This window comes from Paenibacillus sp. JT31N11, assembly GCF_056269285.1.
Window position 1 is genome coordinate 38143 of sequence record NZ_JBWDNQ010000014.1, and the last position, 25015, is coordinate 63157.

Genomic DNA, 25015 nt, shown 5'->3' on the forward strand with positions numbered 1-25015 from the left:
CTGTTTAGACCCTTCCCTCATATTCCTTTCCACGAACTAGCGGAAACCCCTTTTTTTGCTCGGCCGCGCCCACCCATTGTGAATCGGCACGCATATAGGAAGTTACTAATCCTCTCCGGCGGTAAGGAGACAAGTTGGGACCACTGCTGTGAATCGTGCAGCTATGGTGGAAAACACACCAACCGGCTGGAACCTCTGCCGGAACCGCCTTCTGCGGATCGAAGTCATGGACATGGAGAAATCCGTCATTTCCTTTGTGATGTTCCAAAACCCCATGCTTATGCGATCCGGGGACATAGCGAACACAACCGTTTTCGATGGTTGCATCGTCTAGAGCCGTCCAACAGTTAATGAGGGAGGGAGGACTAATTTGGGTCCAATATCCCGAATCCTGGTGCCAGGAAACGGCAGAACCGTGATGTGCTGGCTTCATTAGGGTTTGGTCACCAAACAGCTTAATATCCGTAGTTCCAAGCAATTGCTCAATAATATTAAGTATTTTGGAATTTCGAGCATGTCTGGAAATGGTTTCATCATACGAAGAGGCGTCCAAAATTTGCCAAACTTTATTTAACCTGGATTCATTCTTCAGTTTCTCAGAGTCCGTATCAGCCTCTAACCGGATCCCGACTCGTTCTGACAAAGGGTCTTCACCTGAGGCAAGTGCATCAATTCTTTCGCGTAGAATTCGTAGTTCGTCTTCCGTCAGAATCGGACCGACCAACAAAAAACCATTGTCACGAAACTGTTCCAATTGTTCGTTGCTTAATAGCATCGTAAAACCCTCCCTATTAAAATCCATTATTTGTGTAGAAGTTCTTTTAACACGGTTTCTATGATCTCCAACGTGACGTCAATATCTTGGTCGGTATGGCTGTACCCGATATGATTTCGTTTCAAATTCATCGGCATCTTGAAAATCCCTTTCTCGTTCAGCCTGCGACGGTAGCTGAGATACATCTTGGCATCGTTATACTGTAAATCACCGTAATTTTTCGGCTCAAAATCCATGAAATAAGTCGTCCAGACTGAACCAAAGCCGGCAACGAACGCCTTTATACCTACCCGCTCATGGATCTCGCGGATTCCGGAACGCATTTTATCTCCCAATTTAAATAGCCGCTCATGCACCGGCTCCATCTCCATCAGCTCGATGGTTGCGATAGAGGCGGCAGTCCCTACCGCATGCCCATTATACGTTCCGGCAAACCAGACATCGCCACCCGGATTCGTATTGAATCTCTCCATATAAAGCTTTTTTCCAGCGACAGCAGCGATCGGATATCCGTTGGCCATCGATTTGCCAAGCGTTGTTAAATCGGGGGTTACACCGGCTACCTTTTGAAATCCACCGAGATCATGGCGAAATCCGGTAATAACTTCGTCGAAGATAAGTAATGCTCCGTTTGCTGTACACACCTCCCTCAGCCCTTGTAGGAAGCCCGGCTGGGGAAGAATACAGCCGATGTTATGTGGAATCGGCTCTACGATCAACGCAGCGATTTCTCCTTTGTTCTCCCGGAACGTCCGCTCTACATCATCCAAATCGTTGAACGTACAAACCAACGTATGATCGATCGCCTCGTCAAGCATGCCGGCCGAGCCTGGATCGCGTTTACCGATCATATCCCACGGGCTTAACATGTTACGTGCTACATAATCATGCCAGCCATGGTAACAGCCTTGAAATTTGATGAGTTTGGTTCGCCCCGTGACCGCGCGGGACAACCGGATCGCGTGATAAGTTGCTTCCGATCCGGAATTGCAGAAGAGCACCTGTTCAGAAGAAGGGACATGTTTGCAAATAAGGCGCGCACAGTCGACCTCCAAATCCGTACAGCCCACTCCGTAAAGATCGGAACGTCCGATCGCCTCAATGACCTTTGAGTTGACGTAAGGATGATTATGCCCCAGGATAAAAGGACCGAAAGCAGCCTGGTAATCGATATATTTCTTGCCGTCTGCATCGTAAATATAGGCGCCTTGTGATTTAACGAATACCGGAAAAGGTTCGATATTGCGAATAGAGGTATGAACCCCGCCCGGCGTGTACTTCTTCGATTCCTCGTAAATTTGCTCATTTCGTGACATTGTAATCCTCCCATGCAGATTCTTATTTGAATATGTTCAGCCCTTGACCGAACCTACCAACAATCCCTTTATAAAATACCTTTGTAGGAACGGGTAAATAAGCATTACTGGTAGAACCGTAATCATGGTAATCGCCATTTTCAACCCTTCGGGCGTTACCGTATTTGCGGCCGGATTCCCAGATGCCGACTGCATAAGACTTGCATTATTCGCATTGGACAGTGTTTGATAAAGCACATACTGCAAAGTGAACAATTCTGGATTCATGGCGTTGTACAGCTGCGTATCCATGAAATTATTCCATTGCCCAACTGCCGAGAAAAGCACCATCGCCGCAATAACCGGCAAACAAAGCGGGAATACAACCCGCCAGAATACGGTAAGATCGCTCGCTCCGTCGACGACAGCCGCCTCTTCCAAGGAATCCGGCAAGCTTTCGATATATGTTTTAATTAAGATCATACTAAAAACGCTGATTGCCGTAGGGATGATATACACTAAAAAAGATTTCGACAATTGAAGCTGAACAATCAAAACATACAACGGGATGAGTCCGCTGGAAAAATACATGGTAAAAACAAAAAATTTCCTCCAATACCTTACGGCTACAAAGTCGTCCCTGGTTAAACAGTACGCGGCCATAGAAGTAACGAAAATCATAAGCATTGGGCCAAGAACCGTTCTGCCCACTGAAATGATAATACTGTGGAATATGGCTGGGTCTTGGAAGGCTCTTATATAAGCTTCAATCGTAAATCCTGCCGGGAGAACCATTAACCCTTGCGGTAATTTGCTCGGCTCACTTAATGAATAGCTGGCGATATACAGAAACGGAAAAAACATGATCATGCCGATAACCACCAGCAGAATGTAATTCAAAGTCTCGAAAAGCCAGTCGATTAGCGTTCTCTTTTCCATGGCTTCCCTCCTCATTAGAGCAGCGATTTATCAGTAACTTTCTTGGAAAGTGCGTTGGCTCCTATAACTAACAGCAGGCTAACGATCGTTTTTACGATCCCGACTGCGGTTGCATAAGGGAAATTGCCCAATGTCAGACCAAACTTGTATATATACATGTCAAGGACTTCCATGGTCTCCCAGTTTGTTGGATTTGTAAATAAGTAGAATAGCTCAAAATCGGAATTAAGTACCCAGCCTACGTTCATAATCAACAGAATGATAAGCGTCGGCATTAAATTCGGTATTGTAATGTACCATATTTTCCCAAACCTTCCCGCTCCGTCAATTGCCGCCGCTTCATACTGCTCGGATGGGATAGAAGCGATAGAGGCAAGATAAATCACCCCGTTGTACCCCAAATACTTCCAACCCATAACAAATATGATTAGAACCCATGAAAATGCTTTATCACCTAATACATTAATGCCATGATCGATGATCCCATGCTTGATAAGTGTGACGTTGACCGCACCGGTGGATTCTCCCATAAGGGCGTGAATAATCGCATAGACAATGACCCACGACACGAAAAAGGGGAAAAAGGAGACCGTTTGAATGATCTTCTTAAACCACGAATGTCGCACTTCGTTTAAAAGAATCGCAAATATCATGGCTACCGTGAGATTCAAAATAATAACCGATAAATTCATAATCAACGTATTTCGAATCAAATAAATGTAATCTGAGCTTTCCATGAAAAACATTTTGAAATACTGCAGCCCGACCCATGGAACCTTCAATGGATTGATACCTACCTGATAATTTTTAAACGCTATCAACCAACCGGCTAGTGGAACATAATGGAAAACAGAGATTAAAATAACTGCCGGCATAATCATCAGAAATAAATATCTCTGCCTATAAACCTTTTTTAGCCGCTTATGTCTGCTGCTTTGAAGCTCACTTGCAGTTCCCATCAACGATTGCTCCCCCGTGTACATGATCAAGTCTCTCCTTTCCGGTATATTTGGGATAAAGAAAAAAGGGGAGTTACGGTAGGTACTCACATAACTCCCTTAGCTGAATTACTTCATATTCTTCTTCACAATTTCCAGCTGCTCTTTAAGAAGCTCATTGTACTTTTCGACAACTTTCTGCGGGTTTAAAGCCTGATATTGTTTGACAACGCTTTGCCAGGTCGATTCGAATTCAGCATCAGACTTGGCACTAATCAGGTTGGCTGAGCTTTTTATACGAAGCTCCACCATTTTCTGAGAAATCAATCCTTCCGGGCTTGCCGGGTCGATGATGACGCCACTTGCCAAACCAGTCGGAGCTGGAACGCCGTTTTTCAAGTACCAATCCTTCGAGTTTGCCCAGCCCATTGCTTTGTAGGTGTCTGCTACCGTCTTGGTCAACGTAAATTCATCATGAACATTGATATCGCTAAGTAAATTATACGGTTGACCGTCTTCTGCCGAGGATGCCTTGGAGCCAAGGATAGTTAATAAACCGAAGCCCTGCTTCGCTAAGTAATCCGGATCTTCCTTATATCCTTTCTTGAACTCGTCGGTTAGAACACGTTTTCCATCCACGATATTGTAGTGAACCCCTTCTATACCGGACTGCAGAAGAAGCTGCCCCTCATCTGAAGAAATCCAGTCGATCAATTCGAATAAGCGCTTTGGGTCTTTCGCAGCCTTCGTAATGATAACCGAATCAAACGGACGAACGGTTTCTAAACGAAGGTTCTTCTTCTGGCCCTCTTGGACCATGGTATTCGTTTGAATTGGTAGCTGGACATACTCCAATTCCTGTTGTCCGGCTTGTTCCAGTGTGTTGTTAACAACATCTTTGGCCCACATGGTGTAATAGAAAGCCAATGCTTGACCAGACTTTATCTTTTCCAATACTTGATTGTAAGTATCCGTGAAGCTCTCCTTGTCGAGAAGCCCTTCCTGATACAGTTTGTTGAAAAATTGTATCGACTCCTTCGTGTAAGGGTTAAGGAGCATATCCTCAAATTTCTGATCTTTGACATTAAAAACAACTCCCTCGTTACCAATAGCGATATACTTGTCGCCTTTCTCATAGAGAATGGGCAGAATACCGGCCATTCCCCATGATTCGGCGAAAGGCGCGACGACGCCGAGCGTCTTCTTGCCATTGGTGGTCGGATGTGAGGCAATTGCATTCTTTAGAAACGCTATATATGAATCTGTGCTCAGTAGTTTCGGATAGCCCTGCTCCTTGAGAATATCATTACGGACAGCGATGTCATTGCATTCACAGAAATTGTTTACATCCTGCGGAACAGACATTTCCCATTTGTACAGCTTGCCGTCGCTCGCGGGCATTCTCCAGTAAGATATGAGCTCCTTGAACGAATCTTTGAAGTACTTTGAATTATTCACATAGTCATCTAATGGTAGAGCGGCACCCGCATTGATATATTTTATGACCAAGTCTTGTCGTTCGACGCGAAGAAGTTCCGGGTAATCGCCTGAAGCGAGCATCATGTTTAATTTGTCCCGGTAATTACCGCTATAAGGTATTAATTCAAAAACGATATTGAATTTATCCTTGATCACTTTGCCGATTGGTGTTTCATCGCTCTTTTTCACCAACGGATTAGCCGTTGAGGTTAATAATTTGATGGTGTACAAAGGTGGAGAAGAGGAATTAGCCGATGTTGAACTCGAGTCTGAAGGCTTCGAACTGTTCGTTGATTCCACCTTATCGTTACCCGACTGACCTGAACATGCGGTGACCAACAACATAAGAGCACTGACAGCAATAGTCGTTACTTTTTTAAATGTAGCCATGCTCAAACCCTCCCATTCCCCTTCATAATTCCGCGTTATAATTTAATAATCTGCTCTGCGTAAGAATCGCTATTTCGGAAATCCGGCATCTCGATATTCTTTCCGCCGTTCATCACCGACAGCTCGGAGAGCAAAGCCACAGCCGTCCATTCGCAGGCATCATATACGTCAATCGCGGGCTTATGCAGCCCCTTAACCGCGTTAACAAAATCTTCAACGATGAAGAAATCACCTCCCCAGTGTCCTGCTGCCTTCTGCTCTTCCGTTACGTTCTTATACCGTTCAGGCAAATACTCATTAAAGTCACTTAAAGGACGCCATCTGGCATGTTCCGGATGATCTCCCGTCGATTCGAGCCATACTTTATGCTCATCTCCGAGTCCCCGAGGTGCTTCGAAGCAACCCTTCGTTCCTTGAAGTGTATAGTAGCCCATATTATGCGGGCGCTGTGAGATACAATCGATACGCAATTTGATTAGCTTACCGCTTTCGAGCTGGCACAGGGTAATAGAGGTATCTTCTTGGCGAAAACGTTGATCCGTATTCCAACCGGTTCCATAGCACGAAACGGAACGAATGCGATCTCCCTCAAACCATTTCATCACAGGCCCAAGACTGTGAGTCGGATAAAATGCGCCGCGTTTGCCAAGCTGCCAATATTTACGCCAAGTTGGTTTAGTGCCTCCTGTATTTCCACTGCGGTTATTTCGGTATGCAAGACTTCGGATATCGTGCAAATACTCTCCTTCACCGAAATACACCTCGCCAAACAGCCCCTGCTTCACCATGTTAGAGATAAGTTGGTTTTGTGGGATATAACAATAGTTTTCTGCCATCATATATACTTTTCCCGTAGATTCGACAGTTTCTTTCAGCCACCATAATTCGTCCATTGAAACACCCGCTGTTACCTCACTCAAAACATGCTTACCCGATTGCAGGGCCAAAATCGTTTGAGGCACATGCAATTGCATGGGCGTAGATATGACCACAGCATCGATATCCGAGTCCAACAAATCTTCAAAAATCCGATAAGTACGGGGTATGCTGTGTTTGGCGGCAGCCTCACGTACATATTCTCCATCCAAATCGCAAAGCGCCACCACTTCCGTTTCCGGCAAGTGTTTAAATCCTTTCAGTGTACTGAGACCTCTCGCCCCTACGATTCCAACTTTTATGGTCATTCTCTTCCCCCCTATTGGGATGTATAACTAAAAAGTTAATAAATTTCGGTATTTAGATTACAATTCATCCTATTGAGTTTGAAATGGATTTATTCCATCATTGCTATGTCATATTTCTGATTACCGTTCCGTATAATGAATATCCAGAGACTCTATATGCCGAAATCATTAGAGAGCTAAATTGTATTAATGGAGGAACGGTATGACGAGACTTAGAGGTAAAAGAGCCTTAATTACCGGCGGAGCCCGGGGTATTGGCTTGGGAGTGGCTTCCCGATTTCTTCGTGAAGGAGCCAGCGTAATGGTTCTGGATATTCGCAAAGCAGAACTGATTGAAGCCGTTCAACAGCTTCGAGAGGTGGCAAGCGAAAGTTTACTGGCGCAACCGCCAGAAGTAGATTCAGTTATTTGCGATCTGTCCGATCCCGACCAGATCGAACAAGCAGTGGAGTTGAGCTGGACTCGTTTCAAAGGATTAGATATTTTAGTCAATAATGCCGGAATTGCCACGCGGGAGACTTTTACGGAAATTCCCTTTGATCGCTGGCAGCATATCATGGATGTCAATCTACATGCGATGTTCCTGCTCAGTCAGAGGATTTGTATACGAATGATTGATCAAAACATCCAAGGCTCTATTGTCAACATGGCATCCAAAAATGGACTCGCTGGAAGCTCTATGCTTGCCCACTACAATGCGTCCAAAGGCGGCGTGAATTTATTGACGCAATCTATGGCCGTCGACTTGGCAACATACGGAATACGCGTCAACGCAGTAGCACCCGGATTTATCGATACACCGCTTGATCGGGAATTGAAGAAAAAGGAAGCTCAATCTCTAGCGTTGACCAATCGTACCCCCATGCGTCGCCTAGGTACCATTGAGGAAACCGCAAATGCATTTCTGTTCCTAGCTTCTGACGAGGCGTCCTATATTACTGGAATAACACTAGTCGTAGATGGTGGACATCTTGCAAATGCAGGTGAATTCTAATCTTAACTATATGGAGGTTTGGGGATGGCGCAAGGCACGAAAGATTATTCGGTTCCAGCTTTAGAGAAAGCCATTGCAATTCTTAATGTGTTGGCCGCTAATGAACTCGCAATTAGTGAATTACATTCGCATTTGAAATTTCCCAAGACGACTACTTTTGTCATTCTTAACACTCTGGAGCAGCACGAAATTGTTCGCAAAACACCGGAAGGGAAGTACCGTCTCGGTCCCGGTGTCCTTCATTGGGGAAATCGATACATTGATTCCATGGATATGGTCCAAATTGCTCGCCCACACCTGCAGTGCTTAGTTCATGAGAAGCCGTATACATGTCATTTAGCAGTGCTAATTGGGGATAAGCCGGTGTATTGTGATAAAGTGGAGGGCAATGGTTTCGTCAGGTTCGCAACTGCTATTGGCCAAAGCCAGCCGTTACACCAATCAAGCGTAGGTAAGGCCTTGGCTGCAGGTTTATCCGATGAAGAAATTAGGTTACTGTTACCTGACGACATGGAAACTTCCACTGTCAAAAGTATTCGTTGGATTGAGAAATTTTTGGAGGAAGTCCAATTTGTGAGGGAAAATGGGTTCGCAATTGAAGATGAAGAATTTGAGGAGGGTGTGCGATGCATCGGCGCACCGATCCGCAATTATACCGGCAATATTATTGCTTCACTCAGTATCACTGCTTTAAGCAAGGACTTACCGGCTGTGAAATTCATGGTTATAGGTGAAGAAGTCAAGCATACAGCTGAGCGCATTTCCCGCGACCTCGGCTATAAAACTAAAACGACGAGTAACAAGTCATGATAACGATACAATTTCTCAGTCAAGATCATTGCCACACATGAACGATAGCTTTAACAGGGAATTCCCATTGTGAGGTAAAATCGATGATTGCACCGTGACCTTCTGGTCGGATTTCCGTATCTACCGTCTTTAGGCTGGTGCCTTTGGTATAATACGTCATTCAATTCGTTCCATTTGCTACAAGAACAACTGTAAGTGGCCAAGTTATCCGCCCTGTTTCAAACATCTATACTCCCTTTAAAAAAGAAACCCGTCGTTAAAAACGCGGGTTTCTCGACACTCTGAGTCCCAGTAACTGAGACTCTTGCTTTACGCCGGGCGTCCTTGTTTTTGAATAGATTCTTAAATGGAATAAGTAGATCCCGAGTTTCACTAATTCCCTGCTCCATTCTGCTCGACTTTTCAAAGTCGGCGCTTATTTCGTTGTACCTGTTATTGTCGATGCTTTTTGAGAAACAAATGAAAGCGCGTACAATGGCAAATCACACTTTACGGGAAATGATAGCACGAAGTGCATAGCTTAATGTGACTACCAGTCAAAGACAAGCCGGGACTTGTCCTTCGGTTTGGACAAGAACTTGTATTCTTAAAATAAAAAAACCGCGATTTTCGCGACCTTAAATACCTATGATCTTGTCCACTACATCATCAGTTATGCCGCCGTCAATTGTGATACTATTCGTCCTAGAAAAGGTATCATTGCTCATTATATCGATCTGTCAATATTAAACCAGTACAACGGCTGCATCGGTAAAAGCTGTCATGAGAAGGCAGTAGCGGATGCGGGCAAACTTCATTCATCTTCCGCCTTTTTCCCTGTATTCTCCTGGAGTCATTCCCTCGTGTTTTTTGAAAATACGGTTGAAGTAGGAGGGCTGGTAACCTATCCGACTTGCAATGTCATTAATCCTGATATCCGTTTCGATCAGCATACTTTTCGCTTGGTCAAGACGAAGGCGCGTTAAATGATCGATAAAATTAATGCCGGTAATATTCTTAAAAGCCATGCTTACTTTTTGCGGATAAGTCTTGTGCAGTTCTGCGCACCATTCCAATAAAATATTGTGCATATAGTGCTCCCGCATAGTATCCATAACACTCTCCACAAACTGCTTAAGTTGGATATCGTAAGTCTCTGACAAGATCTCCACATAGGGGTGAATAACCTTATTCCGAAACCACTTAGGAATTTCATTTAATTCCCGAATTCGGTAAAGCTGGTCGAAGAGATTCCTTTCGACAACTGGTGCAGTTTAAAATCCGATTGGAGCATCGCATATTGAATATTACCCAGCAGTAGCTGCATCCCTTGCTTGACCTGCAGCTCATTGTCGGCATGAATTTGCAGATCATGCATAAAACGGCCGATCAGTTGGACCGCGTCATCCTCTTTGCCCATTCGAACGGCATGTATGACATCTTTTTCTGAGGTAAACGGGTAATGAATCGGTTGTTCGCCACGAAGCAGCACCTCCCCCATATCCATAACCTGGTTATCTATTTGTAAATCACGATAACACAGCGTATGCATCGCTTCTTCCATTATTTCCGGAATCTGCCTGATGTTAAGCAAAGATATCTGCCCTAATAATAGGTATCATTTTTAAAGGGCATTTAAGCATTGTTTTCAAGGCGTCTGATTGATTATAAAAGGAGCCCTGGAATCCATTGATCGCCTTCCTCTACTTTTGAGCCTTAAATCACTTCTGGGACTTCCTCAACCATATGCTCTTCATGTGACTTCACTGCTAAGATAGTTTAAGCGGTTCTCAAGAAGTAATAGCTGAAATCATTCATTGAAGGAATATTGTTTTTAAATGTCGAATATACGATCACAAGAGGTGATTTGTTAATGGTTGAAAAATTTCCATTATTGAATGAGCGCGATAAAACAATGTTTGTATTCACTAAAAACGGTATGTTTTACGGTCACATCATTAAGAACCGTACGGACAAAGCGCCTGCCAGGTTTGTTTTCGAAACGGCATTATTCGATTCGGTCGCGGCACTAAAATTAGAATATCCGGAGGCTAGTGCTTGAAACGATCATACCTTGGATTCCGCTAACTGACCTCTACCCTGCATTTATATACAATGCTATCGATATGCAAATAACAGAGGTGGTAATTCTAATGGAATACAAATCAAAAACTCCAGGGAGTAGTCTCTGGAGTTCTATTATCAGCGGTAAGAGTCACACAGAGCATGGATGCTTGGGACAAAACTGTAGAATGGTTTTCTCGACGAACTACCCAAATTTCAAAAATAATTTCAGCTTCTGAGTTTCTGCTCTTACTCCCAGCTCATCCATTCCTCCAGATTACTAACTCTAAATAATTAAAGGGACTTTCAAGGAGTACGGTAATGTCAGATAAAGCGGAAATTTGTATATACATGTCCTATGGATCTATTTGCACTCATCGCAACCAAAAATATGCTACAGACAAGGTCAGGGAGCTCCCGGCCACACGAACCAGACAATAACTTTGATATATTCACAACACCACTCCAGCTATGAAAGCTGTCGGAAAGCCTCTCCAAGAAAGCTAATTACCGGCCACACAAACCAGACCATTTAAACCTATAACGAAAAAATGTTTGGAGAGACTGTAAAAATCTCGGAGTCATACTTCTGTTATCCACAGTGATTTAATGGCGAAAACTAAAGCTAGGAGTAGGTTGTTCTCCTACCGGCCACACGAACCAGAATCCTTAAGCCGTAAACACGGAGTATTTTAATTAATATATAATAAGAGAACGGCTCATTTATCGATTTAACCTTCTAGGTACAAACAAACCAGGCATCTGTACATACTGACTGGCTGGTTTATTGGATAGAGGCCACACAAACCAGATAAATTCCTGGGTTATCCACATTAACTGAAGAGTTACGGGAGCTTTATAATACGATATAGAAGGCAACTCACATAACTGTGGCCTCCAGATTCTGCTCAACGTGGCCACCGAGTCTGTTTCAAGTGTCTGCTAACAACATTTAAGTGTGGCCGATTGGTCTGCTACATGTGACACTTAGGTCTGCTTCCTGTGGCCCATAGGCATAATTTATCCTTTAATACTCTATGATTATCTCTCTTCTAAACAGGTAAACAAATAAAAAAACAAGTAATATAAAAAATAATATAATATATGGTCTTAAACATCCATAGCTTTCCACAGTTAAACACTCTATCTCTATTTATATTATGATAAAGCTTTTCATATGATACCGTGTATAAAAAGAGTTTCAATTAAACCGGCCACACAAATGTGAGTATGCTTATACAGAAAAACCTCTCATGTAATCCCCCACGACAATTTCAGATTTTCATTATCACAAATCTTTGGTATGAACAATATCAACGAAGTTTAAGATCTACCATTCTTCCTACGTAGCTCTGGATTTTCCTTACCCGTGGTGATGTGAACCGAGCAGTTATTTATAACCGGCCACACCAAGCAGACAATATGAGGAATTACTAAGGAATGTTACGAATCGTCCGGATCGCATTATATGAAATTGTCTGCTACATGTGGCCGGTCAAAACTTACCCTCAAAGCAAGCAAATCCGCACTACGATCTGAACTGTCCGCAAATGTTTACATCTGAGTAAATAGAACTACAACCTAATATTATTACGCTCCATCACTAGAAATCAGTACATTTAGGCAATGAAAATTTGCTTTATTTGGCTACTATCAAGAAAAACATTCTGCTCCGTGTGGCCGCTACCCATAATAGCTCACATAGTGTCTGCTCGACGTGGCCGGTTTGAATAAACTCATTCTTGCCCGTAATCACTTACGGAGCTTGGTTTAACTTCATCTCCTTCCAAATTGTCTGCTTCATGTGGCCTCTACTTAGTCATATAAATCTCAGATTTTCATCCATTGATGCATTTTCAGTCTCAAATTGTCTGCTCCGTGTGGCCGGTTCAAAAAAACAAAAGATCTTGAAATGTAGACATGTTACAAATAGCTCAACTGTATCATTCTGCTTCGTGTGGCCGGAACCAAATAGACGCAAAACCACCTGTTTTACGTGGCCGCAGTTAAATGGGCTATATTTATGCTCTGTACGCAATCTTTCGCAAGCCTTATTTTGTCATTTGGATGAAATAAAAGCGTTTTCAGATCCTATTTAACCGGCCACACAAATATGAGTAGAACTTCCTACTAATATTCGTTATGATTCTAGTAAGTTATTATAAAAACAAAGAATGAAGGTGACCCGATGAGCGAAGAACAACTGGAGTTGAATTTTGAACCAGATCCGATATCACAACACTATATCGTTACTGAGTCAAATGCGCTCATCGAGGCAAAAACCAACCTCACCCTTTACGAGCGAAGGCTCATTTACATATTGGCTTCAAGGATACATCCAGAAGATAAAAACTTTAAAACACACTTCTTTAAGGTCAGAGAAATCGCTGAGAAACTTGATCTCAATGATAGAAACTTTTATAAACGCGTTCGTGAAATTATTACTCAATTACGTAGTAAAGAAGTCATCATCGATGAGCCCCAAATGAATTCAACCTTGGAAACCAACTGGCTTGCGTCTGCAAGATACTATCACGGTAAAGGGATCATCGAGCTTGAATTCTCTTCTCAATTACAGCCCTACCTTCTTCAGCTCAAACAGAATTTTACAAAGTTTAAACTATGGAATGTCCTTTATTTAAGGAGCAATCATTCACTTAAATTATATATGCTTCTAAAACAATATCTCCACCTTGGTAAACGAAAGTTCAAGACCATAGATGAGTTAAAACAGAAACTCGAGATTGAGCCCGGCCTTTATGAACGTTATTCCCACCTTAAGAGCCGTGTCCTTCTGACCGCACAGGATGAATTAGCTGAAAAAACTGATATCAGATTTGAAATTGAAGAAATCAAAAACGGTCAGCGAGTAGTAAGTATTGTATTTCATATTTTACGTAATGCCAAGGAAATCCGCGAAAACCTGAATGATGCTGAATATATAGATAATCAACCGATTTACGAGTTACTGAGCCGTTTCGATATGAATCAGCGTCAAGCAAAGAGCCTTGTTAAAACCCATGGTGAACATCGGATACGTGAGAACATTCGTTATGTATTTGAACGAATGAAAAACCAGGAAGTCACGAATGCCTCCGGCTATATTATCAAAGCCATTGAAGATAATTACGCTGATTGCGGCATCCTTTTTACACCAGAAGATCCTGAAAACAGAAAGACTTCTCTTACTGAACTAAATCAACGTATAAGCAGAGTCATCTTTTTCCATGAACAATGCATTAAAGATAATGTTTATGAACAGTCCGAAGGATATGCAAACATGATGAAAGCAATTATTGCAGATCTGTTGAACTGTTCAAATGAACGCCAGTTACTGAATTTAAAACCTATAGAGGAAGAAGACCTGTATCATCATTATGCAAAGCAGGCACTCGCCTATTATGTAAACGATACTGAGCCAGGTTTGATAAGACCATAATCCCAAGGAATATGAGTTGCCCCACTAAAGGGACGGCCATGCAAATGGACAATGTGAGATATGACCGTCTCTGCCTGCTGATAAGAAGCCTGATCGCAAGGAGTAACATCAGCATTATGACTAGGATGGTCATAGAGGCATAGAAAACTGCTAGCGGCGCCGGTAATTATCGTGTGAGCCATCGTGCCGATGCTTATTTTGAAATGGAATCGAAATTATGCCGTCCCCCATTCAACAAATTCAAAACCTTTGGAAAGATAGCCCCCCTGCTTCCCACATCTGCAGCTTCATATCTTCGGTAGAATCGATATGGATGTATCTTGCCATATTCACTTACACCAAATTCTGTCGTTTTGGCTGCTTAACCCCTTCCGTTCTCATCATTCCATATGTACTTTATATTGTAAATTTTCCTGAATACGAAATCTCATCAGAACGAAATGAGTAAACCATTATTTCCGATTGTTTTGAATGACAAGAATTAAAACAAAAGATTGCTAAAATTGCACTATATCAATATAGTAATATGGGAGTATCGTTAATGAATATACTTTCTTTTATTACATTCTTCAGCTCCGAGTCAGCGGGAATGCATGTTTAACGAGCCCTGGGCTTCATTGCGTAAATACTCATGCTTCCCCTTACTTGAAATTTACTTGTAGCTCGCTCAAACAGAAAATCAAGTGGTATCGTCTATATTGTTGTACCGAAAGACCAGAGCGGACAAATTAATGAGGAGTGTTTTAGATGCATCATTTCATTTACATATTAATAGCTGCCGCGTTGGGTTTTTGGATTGGAGGATATATGAATCTTCTGTTAACACGATTTGTCCTACTTTCTGAAAGTCCCCAGTTCTCCTCGATGATGTTGCGTATTTCGACAGCCGCAGTCCTTGCATTAAGCGTACTTTTTGTGGATTACTCAACAGAATGGTTTATTTCCTTACCTTTCGCAGTAGCCCTAATAACGATTTGCTTTCTCGATTTCCGTTACAAGGTCATTCCAGATTTCATAACTTTGCCCGGCATTTTGCTCGCTGCTGTACTTCGCTCATGGATTCACCCCCTTCCCTTCCTGAACTATGTCTCAGCCGCATTGTTCGGCGCCGGGATCTTCTATGCCATTGGTTTAATCATGCAGCTCTCTTCAAAAAGTGATTCAGTAGGTGGTGGAGACATAAAACTTCTTGGCTTAACAGGTCTCGTCCTTGGGGTCAAACTTTCACTACTCTCATTCGTGCTCTTCTGTTTGGCAGGTATGATAACTGGCATCATCATCGTGATTACTGGACGCTCACAGAAGAACATGCTAATCCCAGTTGGTCCTTTCATCGCTGGTGCATCGCTTATTTGCTACCTCTGGGGAAATGACTTTGAAAGTTGGTTAATAAGAAATTTGATTCTTTGATTTCTTAATGGCGTTACATAGAACATCGTCAAAGGCCTTCTACTTCTCACTGTTTGCTACCTCCGAATCATCAGGATTTAAAAATGCTCTTCTTATCAGTCCATTATGGAACAGTGAACAAGTACCTATGAAGAGAGAAAAATATTGGTAAAACAATTAGCCCAATCATAATATTGAATTAGGCTTAATTTAAAATAGAGCGTATGACTATATTAAATTAGCGTCTTAATAACACATATCGCTGATCTCCTAGACGACCTGCATATTCCCATCCATCTAGACCTAAATAATTTAAACACTCTAACAAGGTTTTATTTAGGCAATCTTCTAGATGTTCTTCATTAATAAACCATTTAGAAGAAAACTCACATGTTAAAATTGCGTGTTCAATGACAGACATTATATCACCTAGTTCCTAATAGATTTTTTACTCTACAAGTATTATGCAGAATCATTTTCGTATATTAGAACCAAACAGCGGTAATAATGGAAGTATAAAGGACGCTTATCTATCGGAAATAGTAGGCTCTGTGCTGATACTCAATTAGTGTCGGCATTTTTAATTTCATAGAAAGCCAATATTAAATGTTTGCATGTCTGCGTGTCACGAAATATTCAACTTTTTTTACCTGCCTTAAATCGATTCCTCCAGTTACCCCTTGCAATTTTTGTTCGCCACTGCCATCCCACTCTGGATCCCGTGTTTTATTCCAATCAAAGATGCGTTGCCAACTATCTTCTTTGGTTATCTGCAAAATACCAGCATAAAAGTTTTCCCATTCCTGTTCATCATTCCCCAAGAATGAATGATTAAGAACACTATGCCAATCATCAAAATCAGATACCAATACATCTTCATCATCCAATACCAAAGTTAATCTGACACACCTTGTATAACTCTCAAAATGACCTGTAAAGCGCATGTCTGGCTTTTTAATCCATAACCAAATAGGATGTTCAACGTTGTAATTAGGTAGCCTCTTGTCCATCTGATTCATCATCCATTGATACTCTTCTGGATACATTGCGTGATGAGGATTCCCCTCTAAGTATCCCGACTCTTTGGCACGATCCCATACAACTTCTTTTTGCAATGTCCAAAATGCAGTCAAACGATTATCCACTCCACTTAGAAGTATTATTTATGTTCAAGGCATTTTAAGAATCATCTATCGTCAATTATCATGATATTTTTCTGTTGGCTCATTCAATACCCATTCCAGTATTTCAATTTGCTTTTCGATTTCAACATTTTTACTCAAAGACTTTAACTGAATCAATTTCGCTTTAATTTGATCTTCTGTTCTCATGTTTTTCTCCTTAAATAAACTTTTATGTAATAATTAAACCCTCGCTTTAATTAGCACTAGTACGTTTTATACTTTTGCTAGTATCCTTTATTACTTGATTCGCATGCAATCGTGCAGTGGTACCCGTCCTGTTACAAAAGGTACAAAAAACGTTAAGCTCTAAATGGTCCCGCATTTGCCCAACTGGGATTTCTAATAAGCTGCTGATACGTGCCATACGCTGTGAATCCATTATCTGCAATGTTGTCAAAAAAATGACCAGTCGGATCCTTAAACCTTATGGATTATTCGCCACATATGTATATAAATTCAACATCAGTGGGTTTTTAATCTGTCCCTTAATCACATCCTCTACCTGTAAACCATCCATTACTGGGATCATACCATCTCGTTCGCAAATATTAAAGACCTGTTGCTGCGCGGCTATATTCCCAAAGATATCATAGCTATTAATGTTCAGCTTGGTTTTCCCGGTGATGTCCTCAGATTGACGACATCGCTTTGCCCATGTCGTCTTCACAGGCGATCAGCTCTTATCCTCGAATATAGCGAACCTTTAATGTCGCCACACCCGGTATGTCGCGTTCTGAATGCCGTTCCCATCATACGTATTGAATGAACAAAACACTTTTAATCAGAAATTCCAGCCCGTATGTTCGAGTTAAACTAATAAAACGCTCCCCCTTTACCTTTTAGGGGAGCGTTTTCGTTTATTCTAGCCTATGTGTTTTTGTTACATCCCAAATACTTCCTTTAATATTAACTGTCACATTGTCTACTTTCCTAACCCCATTCGAGTAATCGGTAGTGAAAGTAAATGTGTATGGTCCATCAAAAAGATTGTCGAAATTATCTTCCCATAAGCTACCTGACCAATAAATACTGTTTGTACTTGTCAGATCAGTTGTAATGCCTCCCATCGTGACATGAACTACAATCGCCTTTGTCGTTGAATTTCCCGTATCAGTTGTGACCGCGTTTAGAAGAAATTCTTCACCGGCCCAGTACGTATTTGCACTTCTTGGAGTCAATGGATTGTCCAAGTTCCATTCAATGCGATTCTTTTCCCAGGCTGCCGTATGAGTAACAAAGCCTTTTACCATAAGAGGTAGAATCTGAACGATCTTTTGCGTGTTAGTTAAATTTGGCTCTCCTTTTGAATCGGTCGCTTTTAATGTTACCGTGTAGTCTCCTATGTGATTCTCCGTTACAGACCCAAGTATTGTAATATCAGTTGTGGTATAGGTAGCCATATATCCATTCGGCCCATTCACCGTCCAATGATATATCATTACATCTCCATCAGGATCGGTAGAGAGGTTTTTACAGATAACATTGTCACCCTCATAGGCAGGATTTGGTTCACAAACAAAGTCTGAGACTGGAGGACGATTGGATAAGAATAGGTAAGGTTTTGAGGTAATCACCGCCTTTTCCCCTCTTCCACACCGTGCGAGCACGTTTCCGCGCACACGGCGTTCCATCTTCTTAATGTCGAATCACGATAAGTTCCAAGTTACTCATAAACTGTAATAGTCCCAATAACGTAAGGTTTGCACTATGGTATCCCCCCATTTCGGGAGAATTCCCCACTTTCCTACCTCATTGGTGCAATACACCTTTGGAATATCGAATTTAATTAAGAAGACTTGGGGCTGTTCCTCTGCACCTATTACAGATGCTTCGTCGGTCATGCCCCTACTCTCACAAAGATAAATGCACTTCGGCATCTTGCCTTATAGCAACCGTCTAGGATGGCAATCCATGTATCGACGTCCCTTGCTTTCCTTGTTCCTTGTAACTTAGCTATCCGTATCAACTTTAGGTGCTGCCACTAAGCCTGTGGACTTGATGCTGCCATTGTTCAGCATAGCGATTTTCCTATTGAAAACTCGTACTCTTCGCCATCCACTCCAACATTCGTTGGATCATATGTTTCCATATGCTCTATATTTAGACCCGTACATTCAGCAGTTCGTCAGTCCTGTGGACATTCTCACCATAGTTGATTTTTCAGCCGTCCGACCTATCTATTGGCATACCTTCTCGAAAAGAGTGGCTCCAGCCTCCATTCAGCCGACTTCACCTGGCTCCATACACCTTATGTTTGCCCATATGACGCATGCAGGAGTATTAACGGGATTGTTTCAGGATACATGGTTCCGTCATTCCAATCCTCAGTTACAAAGTTAGATTTTAATAAACCCCGCACTTCCCGCTGTTAGGCGGTTATAGCGGAACAAGTCGCACTTTCAATATAGAAGTATTTGGGATCACTCCAATTCCCCCAATCATAACCATCAAATGCACGAACTTTTACGTACATGTTTACATGCTCCGGCAAATCAGTGGTTGGCCGCCATGAAAGCACATTACCCGGCTTGATATCGGTATCCCGATACAGTTCACCACCATATTTAAAAATCTGAAGTTGATACCGTGTTTGTACGTCTGCATCCTCATCATAGTACGACCACTGAAAAGGCGGTCTGAACTCTTTTAATTTGGTAGGGTTATTCTGATCCGTGCTTTCCGGAATACTTATCTGTGCAACCGGTAAACGGTTGTATATATTTACCTGGTTACTGAACTGCGCTTCTGCCCCTGCAGTGTCCTGAACCACTTGGCGGATATTGAAAGTGCCCAATGAGCTGAATGCCTTGCTCCAGGATGTTCGGGACGTGCTCTGCAGCGTTTCGCCGTCTCCGGTTGTTACATTGCGGATATAGTACTCATGCGGCAGATTCTCCCGAGCGCCGTCTTCGGCGTCATAAGCCGTGGAGTCAATGACAATGGGAACGGTTCGGAACGTGCTTACATAGCTAGTTGTGAAGCCAGGAACGGGCGGTGTATTCGGTCTTGGAATAACGGATATATCCAAGGATACAACCGTATACTCTGACCATGCGCCGTACTCATCTTTTACGGCCATACCGATTTCATACAATCCGCGTTCTTGCGGCGTGACAAGCTTCTCATACACAATGACTCCCGATGGAGTTTGATAATAAAACTTCTTCTCGATAACGCCGCGGGTAACGCGGTAATCGATTGTCGATGGTTCAGTCGAGTAATTGTCAGGACTGACATACCTGTCCGGATCGTAACTGCTATCGGTCCAAATGAGTTTCCCATCCCCACCTGGAGTAACGGTGAACTGCGAGATTGGCCGCCGATGCACGGTGACTCGTTTCGCAAAGGGATTTGAGTTTTTTCGGTACTCGTCAAAGGTCATATCCGGATAGGGATAGCTTGGGTTTGGATCATCCTTTGCCTGCAATGTGACGATATAATCCCCAACTTTATCAAAGGTCAGCTGCTCGGAGTTGAATGTTCTGTCGTTCATGGCCGACACGCCCTGGTTATTGATGAAGCGCGGCGTATGCTGAATGCTCCACTGATAATCCCCGGCCTGATGATCCCCCTCGGGATCGAGAAACGAAATATTCTTGTAGTTAATCTCCGCCGTGGCTGTACCTGCATCCCAAATCGCGTAGCTATCTGACCATTCAATTTTATTCTGTACTGATTTATAGGTGAAAGCACTGAACACGACATAGGATTTGTCGCTGAAATAGCCAAAACGCCCTTGTGTATAGCTGCCATCTGATGCCGTCAGAATCGGGATATTATTGAGGAACACATCGATCTGATTCCCGACCGTCTTGATCTTTACCGCATAGCTTTCGTTTGATTCAAACGGATACGAACCTGCTTTCAGCACGGTTGGTGAGCCGTTCACATATTTCACCAGATTGAACACGTGGCCATCGGTTTCCACCGCGTATCGGTTGCGCGTATCCTGCATGCGGAAGGAGAAGCCCGCCATCTCCCGGTCATAGTCGATATCCTCCATCCGGAAGCTGAACTTCATCTCTACATCGATGAGTGTGAGGTCCGATACATATTGACCGTTCGTAAACGTCTTCTTAACAAGCGGCGTGGAGGTAGGTGTGCCTATCGCAACGCCTAACGAGGGTTGATCTCTGGCGGATTCATATTGAACATAGAAGAAGGCTCCATCTCCAAAATATTCCCCCATGATCTGACCGCCATTACCCCAGTTACACCCTGAAACGTTTTGGGCAATCAGTGCGCCGTTTTGATCGTAAATGTTGACGGCATTGGCGCCGCAAGTGCCCATCCCTTTATTGATCTCAAAATCGGTTGTATACCCGTCTGCAGTCATGGATTTATTGGCACCTGCTATATAGTTCCCGTTCCAATCCATGGTGTAGGGGGTATCGCCATCCGTTCCAAATCGGTAGGTCGGTATTGTCATGCCGTTCTGAGCCATTCGACTTTTTGGCGTGCCGTCACTTGCATTCAAGACGGTGAAGTACGTATTGGGATATTCGTAATTGCTCGCGGTTATTTCATTATTGAAGGGGTTCATGGCAAATCCGCTATAGCGCGTGATACTGCTGCCGCCTCCATTGATATCTTGGCCGGTATAGCCGGGCTCTCCTGCAGCCGTCAAGTATTGTCTCCAGGCTAAGCTCATATCCGGATTGTACTTTGTGACGCTCATGTCGCGGAAATAAGTATTACTGGGGCCCGTTGAGGCATAGCCTTGATACGTATATATGGCACCTGCCGGATCGGTATAGATCGGCAATAATACTTTGTACACCATGTTTAACCCTTGAAGGGAAGAGCGCGAAGCCGGTATCAGCCAGTCCGGTTTTTCAGCAACCGATAGATCCGGGCCAACTTCTCTCCATTGGGTAGTCCACGTTGTATTTTGATTACTATTATTGTCCCGGCGAACCATAACTTTGTTTCCGTTGGCATGGCTTATGGTCCAGTTGCTGACCCCGTTGACCGTATTACTCAGTCCCATATCGGCTGCATTCCTCGTTGCCACTTCTGCACCTGTTCTTGCATCCAGCACAGTAAATGTATCGTTATTCTGGATGTAAATATACTGATCGGCCAATTCCCATTTGTCTATTGTATAGGTTCCCGGCAAGGTCTTCGTAAAAACGTAAGGGGAACCATTGGTGTAACGGTAAAGCAAATTGAAATTGCCGCTGTCCATATACTGTTCTTGCGGAGATACCCTTTTAGGATCCAACGCATAGAGTGTCGTGATGACTTTTCCATTCAAGTACTGCTTTTCATCAAAATAAAGATATTTTTTGTTTGACCTGATTTGGGATGTCCCATGATCGAACTGGACATGTGTCCCGTCTTTGTTAATTAAAAGGTCCGTCATACCGGCATTAAAACGGGTTGCAGCTCGCCAGGGTGAAAGACGATTATTCCCAAATCCATTATTGTTCATATCAAATGTTTTGAGGAACGTATTGAAGTTACTGGTCTCCGTGTATGCGTAGGTCCGTGAGGTGCCAAAGTTTCGGCCTTCTCCACTCACAAGGCTGCCGCCCACTGCTTGCCACAAGTAATTCTTGTTGTACACCTCCTTTGTATCGTTGGTGATGTAGACCGGCCAGTTGATCATCACTTCCGGACGAATGGTGGTGGAGGGATCCAAATCCGGCTGCGGATTTTTTCCTTCTACTTCAAATGAGACTTCCGGTGCATTATTGACCACATCCAACGTCAATGTTTGTTCAGCGGCTGCAGATGTGTTGCCCGACTGACCAAATTCCTCTGTCACTTTGACGTAGAAGAGGTACTTGCCTACTTTATCCGGATTGATGATGACTTTTTCTAAATTACCGGTTAGGGGTTGCCATAAATCGTCTGCAAATCCGTTATTCGCTGTATCGTATTTGTATTGATAATCTGCTGTAACGATTTCATCACCATCGGGACTATATGATTTGTTGAGAATCACAGAGGGCTCGTTTCGTATGCCGAGTGGGGGAACGTCGAGCTTCGCGATTGGTGGTAAGTCAGGCTTAACGATAATATCGCAACTGGCAGTGTTTAATGATTTCAATCCATACGTATCGTAAACATCAAGCGAAACCTGAACCGTTATATTATGGTCGGTGCCGTTTGTATAACTGCTTTTTCTGTTTGTCCATTCATCTCGACTATGGTTGATGCCTCTGCCTGCAATCGGGCTGTAGCTTCCGCTTGCATCAAAGGCCGAGCTTGGGATGAGGTGGTTTTCAATCACCGTTTGCGGACACTTGATAACGGGAACGGCATTCTTCGCTCTGACGGTGATGTATGTTGTGGCTTGGGCTGTTAAACCAAATTCGTCATGGATCTGAGCGCTTATTTTATGATAGCCGCCTGTATCCATCGTGATTCTATACATCCCCCACGGAACAGGGGTGTATTTACTTGGTAATGACTGTATCCATAACGAATCACTGGCGTTGAAGTGAAATTCATCGAAGTACAGAGAATCGCCATCCGGATCGTTCGGAGTTGGAACGGAAGGATCCTGGATAACTACCAAATCCAGTACATCACCTTCGAGCGCTTCATGAACGGGTACTGTTGGCCGCGCTGGATTAACAAATGCGATTTGGAATTCCGGTGGATGATTATCTCCAGGGCCGGTGACGATGAGCGGTTTTGGACCGACCCACTTTTCACCGCAGCTGGTCGAAATCTTCATGTATACATCATGCGTTCCTACTCCGATGATCGAAGGGTAGGTGTTGCGTGTATACGTGGAATCTTTCGTTTGGCCGACTACATCCGGACCGATCCAGGTCAGACCGCGTTCGATTTTGAACGAATGCGAGATATAGGTACAACCTTGCATTTCAAAATCCCTGGGATGAAGCGTGAAACTGTCTCGGTAGGAGATCGTCGTCGGGTTTACATCGAAATCACCGGTGAAGTCCTTTTCCGGAGGAGGTGGTGCATCTCCGGGCTTAAAGGAACGGGAGACTTGATTGTTATCTTCGCGTTCTTCTCTTATCGAATCGGCACTATCTACGGTAAACCTGAAGGTTTTCTGAATGGTATTCGTAAATTTCCATGTGAATAATAGTTCTAGTGTGTCGCTGTCTTTGGGTGTACTTGTCCTCGGACTTAATTGAATTTGATTGCCTGACTCATCTATAACTTTTAGATTGTAAGAGGTATTAATTGCTGGCCCTTCGTTATGAAACAGAGCGCGAAAGGTTGTTGTCTTATTTACATCAATTGTACCGACTGGTTGAATATCATCGGCAATAAGATCGGGTAGTGTTGGTATCGCCGTACTCTTGTAGGCAACCTCCATTTCAAAATCAAGAACATAGGTTTTTGCAGACCAAGTTGTTTCGGAATCCAAGAGATAGGTTCTGCCTTGAACTGGATAACCAAGGCTGTCATCAACACGATAATCAATTCCTTCTGTGTTGTATGTGCTGTTCATTGACTTATGGACTTTTAAATATCCGAAACCATCTTTTCCTTTACCGAAGTAATCTATAACCATACCTCTTTGGTTAGGAGTGGCTGAGGTAATTGTAATAGAGCTTGCTTCGACTAATGATTTAGCGACTTCTACATTTGACGCTGTTTTGAAAATCGAAGGTGATGCTATTGCATCAGACCAAGAAGCTGCGGATCCATCCGGATATCGCAGTGGTTCAGGTATTGCTGCACCATTGTCATCTCTCGCAGGGAAAAGCCCTGGATAGTTAGATACGCCCCCTGAAATTGTTGACGAGTCAGCAGTGAATTGATATGTACCCAATTCTGGCAAGCTTGTTCTCCATGCCTTTCCTGAGCTTGTTCGCCAGATTGCATGATACATTCTAGAAGGAGCTTGACCCGTTAATTGGACGATATCTCCATTTAAACCATGGATGTTTATTTTTTTTGTTATCGGATCATAAGGTTCCAGTTCTCCTTTTGGTATACCGTTTTTGGTTAGTTTATATGATTTTACTTCATAACCAGAAAACTGTGGAACTGGGACTGAAATGTCTCGCAATAAGGTATTAGAATACTTTTGATACCCTGTTATGTTTGATGATTTTATTATAACTGGCTCTAACGTTTGATCAGCTGCAAAAGATACGACCGGAATAAACGTAAGCCCAATTGAAATCAGCAGTATAATTGAAAGAAGACGTTTCATTACTTCC

At 43.0% G+C, this 25015-nt stretch carries 18 protein-coding genes; 5 read left to right on the top strand and 13 right to left on the bottom strand.

Going from position 1 to position 25015, the window contains the following annotated elements; all coding sequences use genetic code 11:
- Window positions 1-4: 4 nt before the first annotated feature.
- From AC0YNV_RS31795 to AC0YNV_RS31820, 6 genes are all read right to left on the bottom strand, one after another.
- Window positions 5-775 carry a phytanoyl-CoA dioxygenase family protein gene (locus AC0YNV_RS31795; RefSeq protein ID WP_475771615.1) on the bottom strand — a complete coding sequence of 257 codons (771 nt, stop codon included), beginning with the start codon at window positions 773-775 and terminating at the stop codon, window positions 5-7.
- A gap of 26 nt (window positions 776-801) precedes the next feature.
- The gene (locus AC0YNV_RS31800; RefSeq protein WP_475771616.1) at window positions 802-2091 is read right to left on the bottom strand and encodes an aspartate aminotransferase family protein; all 1290 of its coding nucleotides are present in this window, start codon (window positions 2089-2091) and stop codon (window positions 802-804) included.
- A gap of 36 nt (window positions 2092-2127) precedes the next feature.
- Complete coding sequence (locus tag AC0YNV_RS31805) at window positions 2128-3009, bottom strand: carbohydrate ABC transporter permease (protein ID WP_475771617.1); 882 nt, start codon at window positions 3007-3009, stop codon at window positions 2128-2130.
- Between the two features lie 14 nt (window positions 3010-3023).
- Window positions 3024-3992: an ABC transporter permease gene (locus AC0YNV_RS31810; RefSeq protein ID WP_475771618.1), complete on the bottom strand. Its 969-nt coding sequence runs from the start codon at window positions 3990-3992 to the stop codon at window positions 3024-3026.
- An 84-nt stretch (window positions 3993-4076) separates the two neighbouring features.
- A complete protein-coding gene (locus tag AC0YNV_RS31815) occupies window positions 4077-5816 on the bottom strand; it encodes an extracellular solute-binding protein (protein ID WP_475771619.1) in 1740 nt (579 codons plus the stop codon).
- A gap of 35 nt (window positions 5817-5851) precedes the next feature.
- The gene (locus tag AC0YNV_RS31820) at window positions 5852-7000 is read right to left on the bottom strand and encodes a Gfo/Idh/MocA family protein (protein ID WP_475771620.1); all 1149 of its coding nucleotides are present in this window, start codon (window positions 6998-7000) and stop codon (window positions 5852-5854) included.
- 202 nt (window positions 7001-7202) lie between these two features.
- On the opposite strand from AC0YNV_RS31820, the gene AC0YNV_RS31825 reads away from it, so the two are divergent.
- Together AC0YNV_RS31825 and AC0YNV_RS31830 are read left to right on the top strand one after the other, a co-directional pair.
- Window positions 7203-7994 carry an SDR family NAD(P)-dependent oxidoreductase gene (locus AC0YNV_RS31825; protein ID WP_475771621.1) on the top strand — a complete coding sequence of 264 codons (792 nt, stop codon included), beginning with the start codon at window positions 7203-7205 and terminating at the stop codon, window positions 7992-7994.
- A 24-nt stretch (window positions 7995-8018) separates the two neighbouring features.
- Window positions 8019-8804: an IclR family transcriptional regulator gene (locus AC0YNV_RS31830; protein ID WP_475771622.1), complete on the top strand. Its 786-nt coding sequence runs from the start codon at window positions 8019-8021 to the stop codon at window positions 8802-8804.
- 797 nt (window positions 8805-9601) lie between these two features.
- Here the strand turns inward: AC0YNV_RS31830 and AC0YNV_RS31835 are convergent.
- Window positions 9602-9898: a helix-turn-helix transcriptional regulator gene (locus AC0YNV_RS31835; protein WP_475771623.1), complete on the bottom strand. Its 297-nt coding sequence runs from the start codon at window positions 9896-9898 to the stop codon at window positions 9602-9604.
- A gap of 101 nt (window positions 9899-9999) precedes the next feature.
- Window positions 10000-10347, bottom strand: a complete 348-nt coding sequence (locus AC0YNV_RS31840; protein WP_475771624.1) for a hypothetical protein — start codon at window positions 10345-10347, stop codon at window positions 10000-10002.
- 309 nt (window positions 10348-10656) lie between these two features.
- On the opposite strand from AC0YNV_RS31840, the gene AC0YNV_RS31845 reads away from it, so the two are divergent.
- The 3 genes from AC0YNV_RS31845 to AC0YNV_RS31855 all read left to right on the top strand — a co-directional run bounded on the left by AC0YNV_RS31845 (window position 10657) and on the right by AC0YNV_RS31855 (window position 15696).
- Window positions 10657-10845: a hypothetical protein gene (locus tag AC0YNV_RS31845; protein ID WP_475771625.1), complete on the top strand. Its 189-nt coding sequence runs from the start codon at window positions 10657-10659 to the stop codon at window positions 10843-10845.
- Between the two features lie 2190 nt (window positions 10846-13035).
- Window positions 13036-14286 carry a replication initiation protein gene (locus AC0YNV_RS31850; protein WP_475771626.1) on the top strand — a complete coding sequence of 417 codons (1251 nt, stop codon included), beginning with the start codon at window positions 13036-13038 and terminating at the stop codon, window positions 14284-14286.
- 747 nt (window positions 14287-15033) lie between these two features.
- Window positions 15034-15696: a prepilin peptidase gene (locus AC0YNV_RS31855; RefSeq protein ID WP_475771627.1), complete on the top strand. Its 663-nt coding sequence runs from the start codon at window positions 15034-15036 to the stop codon at window positions 15694-15696.
- Window positions 15697-16277: 581 nt separating this feature from the next.
- Here AC0YNV_RS31855 and AC0YNV_RS31860 read toward each other — a convergent pair.
- The 5 genes from AC0YNV_RS31860 to AC0YNV_RS31880 form a co-directional block, all read right to left on the bottom strand.
- Complete coding sequence (locus AC0YNV_RS31860; protein WP_475771628.1) at window positions 16278-16808, bottom strand: DUF3841 domain-containing protein; 531 nt, start codon at window positions 16806-16808, stop codon at window positions 16278-16280.
- Window positions 16809-16871: 63 nt separating this feature from the next.
- On the bottom strand, window positions 16872-17006 hold the full coding sequence (locus tag AC0YNV_RS31865; RefSeq protein ID WP_475771629.1) for a hypothetical protein: 135 nt from the start codon (window positions 17004-17006) through the stop codon (window positions 16872-16874).
- 277 nt (window positions 17007-17283) lie between these two features.
- Window positions 17284-17526, bottom strand: a complete 243-nt coding sequence (locus tag AC0YNV_RS31870) for a hypothetical protein (protein ID WP_475771630.1) — start codon at window positions 17524-17526, stop codon at window positions 17284-17286.
- A 190-nt stretch (window positions 17527-17716) separates the two neighbouring features.
- A complete protein-coding gene (locus AC0YNV_RS31875; protein ID WP_475771631.1) occupies window positions 17717-18433 on the bottom strand; it encodes a hypothetical protein in 717 nt (238 codons plus the stop codon).
- Between the two features lie 794 nt (window positions 18434-19227).
- Entirely contained in the window at window positions 19228-25008 is a 5781-nt protein-coding gene (locus AC0YNV_RS31880) for a CARDB domain-containing protein (RefSeq protein WP_475771632.1), read from the bottom strand.
- Between the last annotated feature and the right edge of the window lie 7 nt (window positions 25009-25015).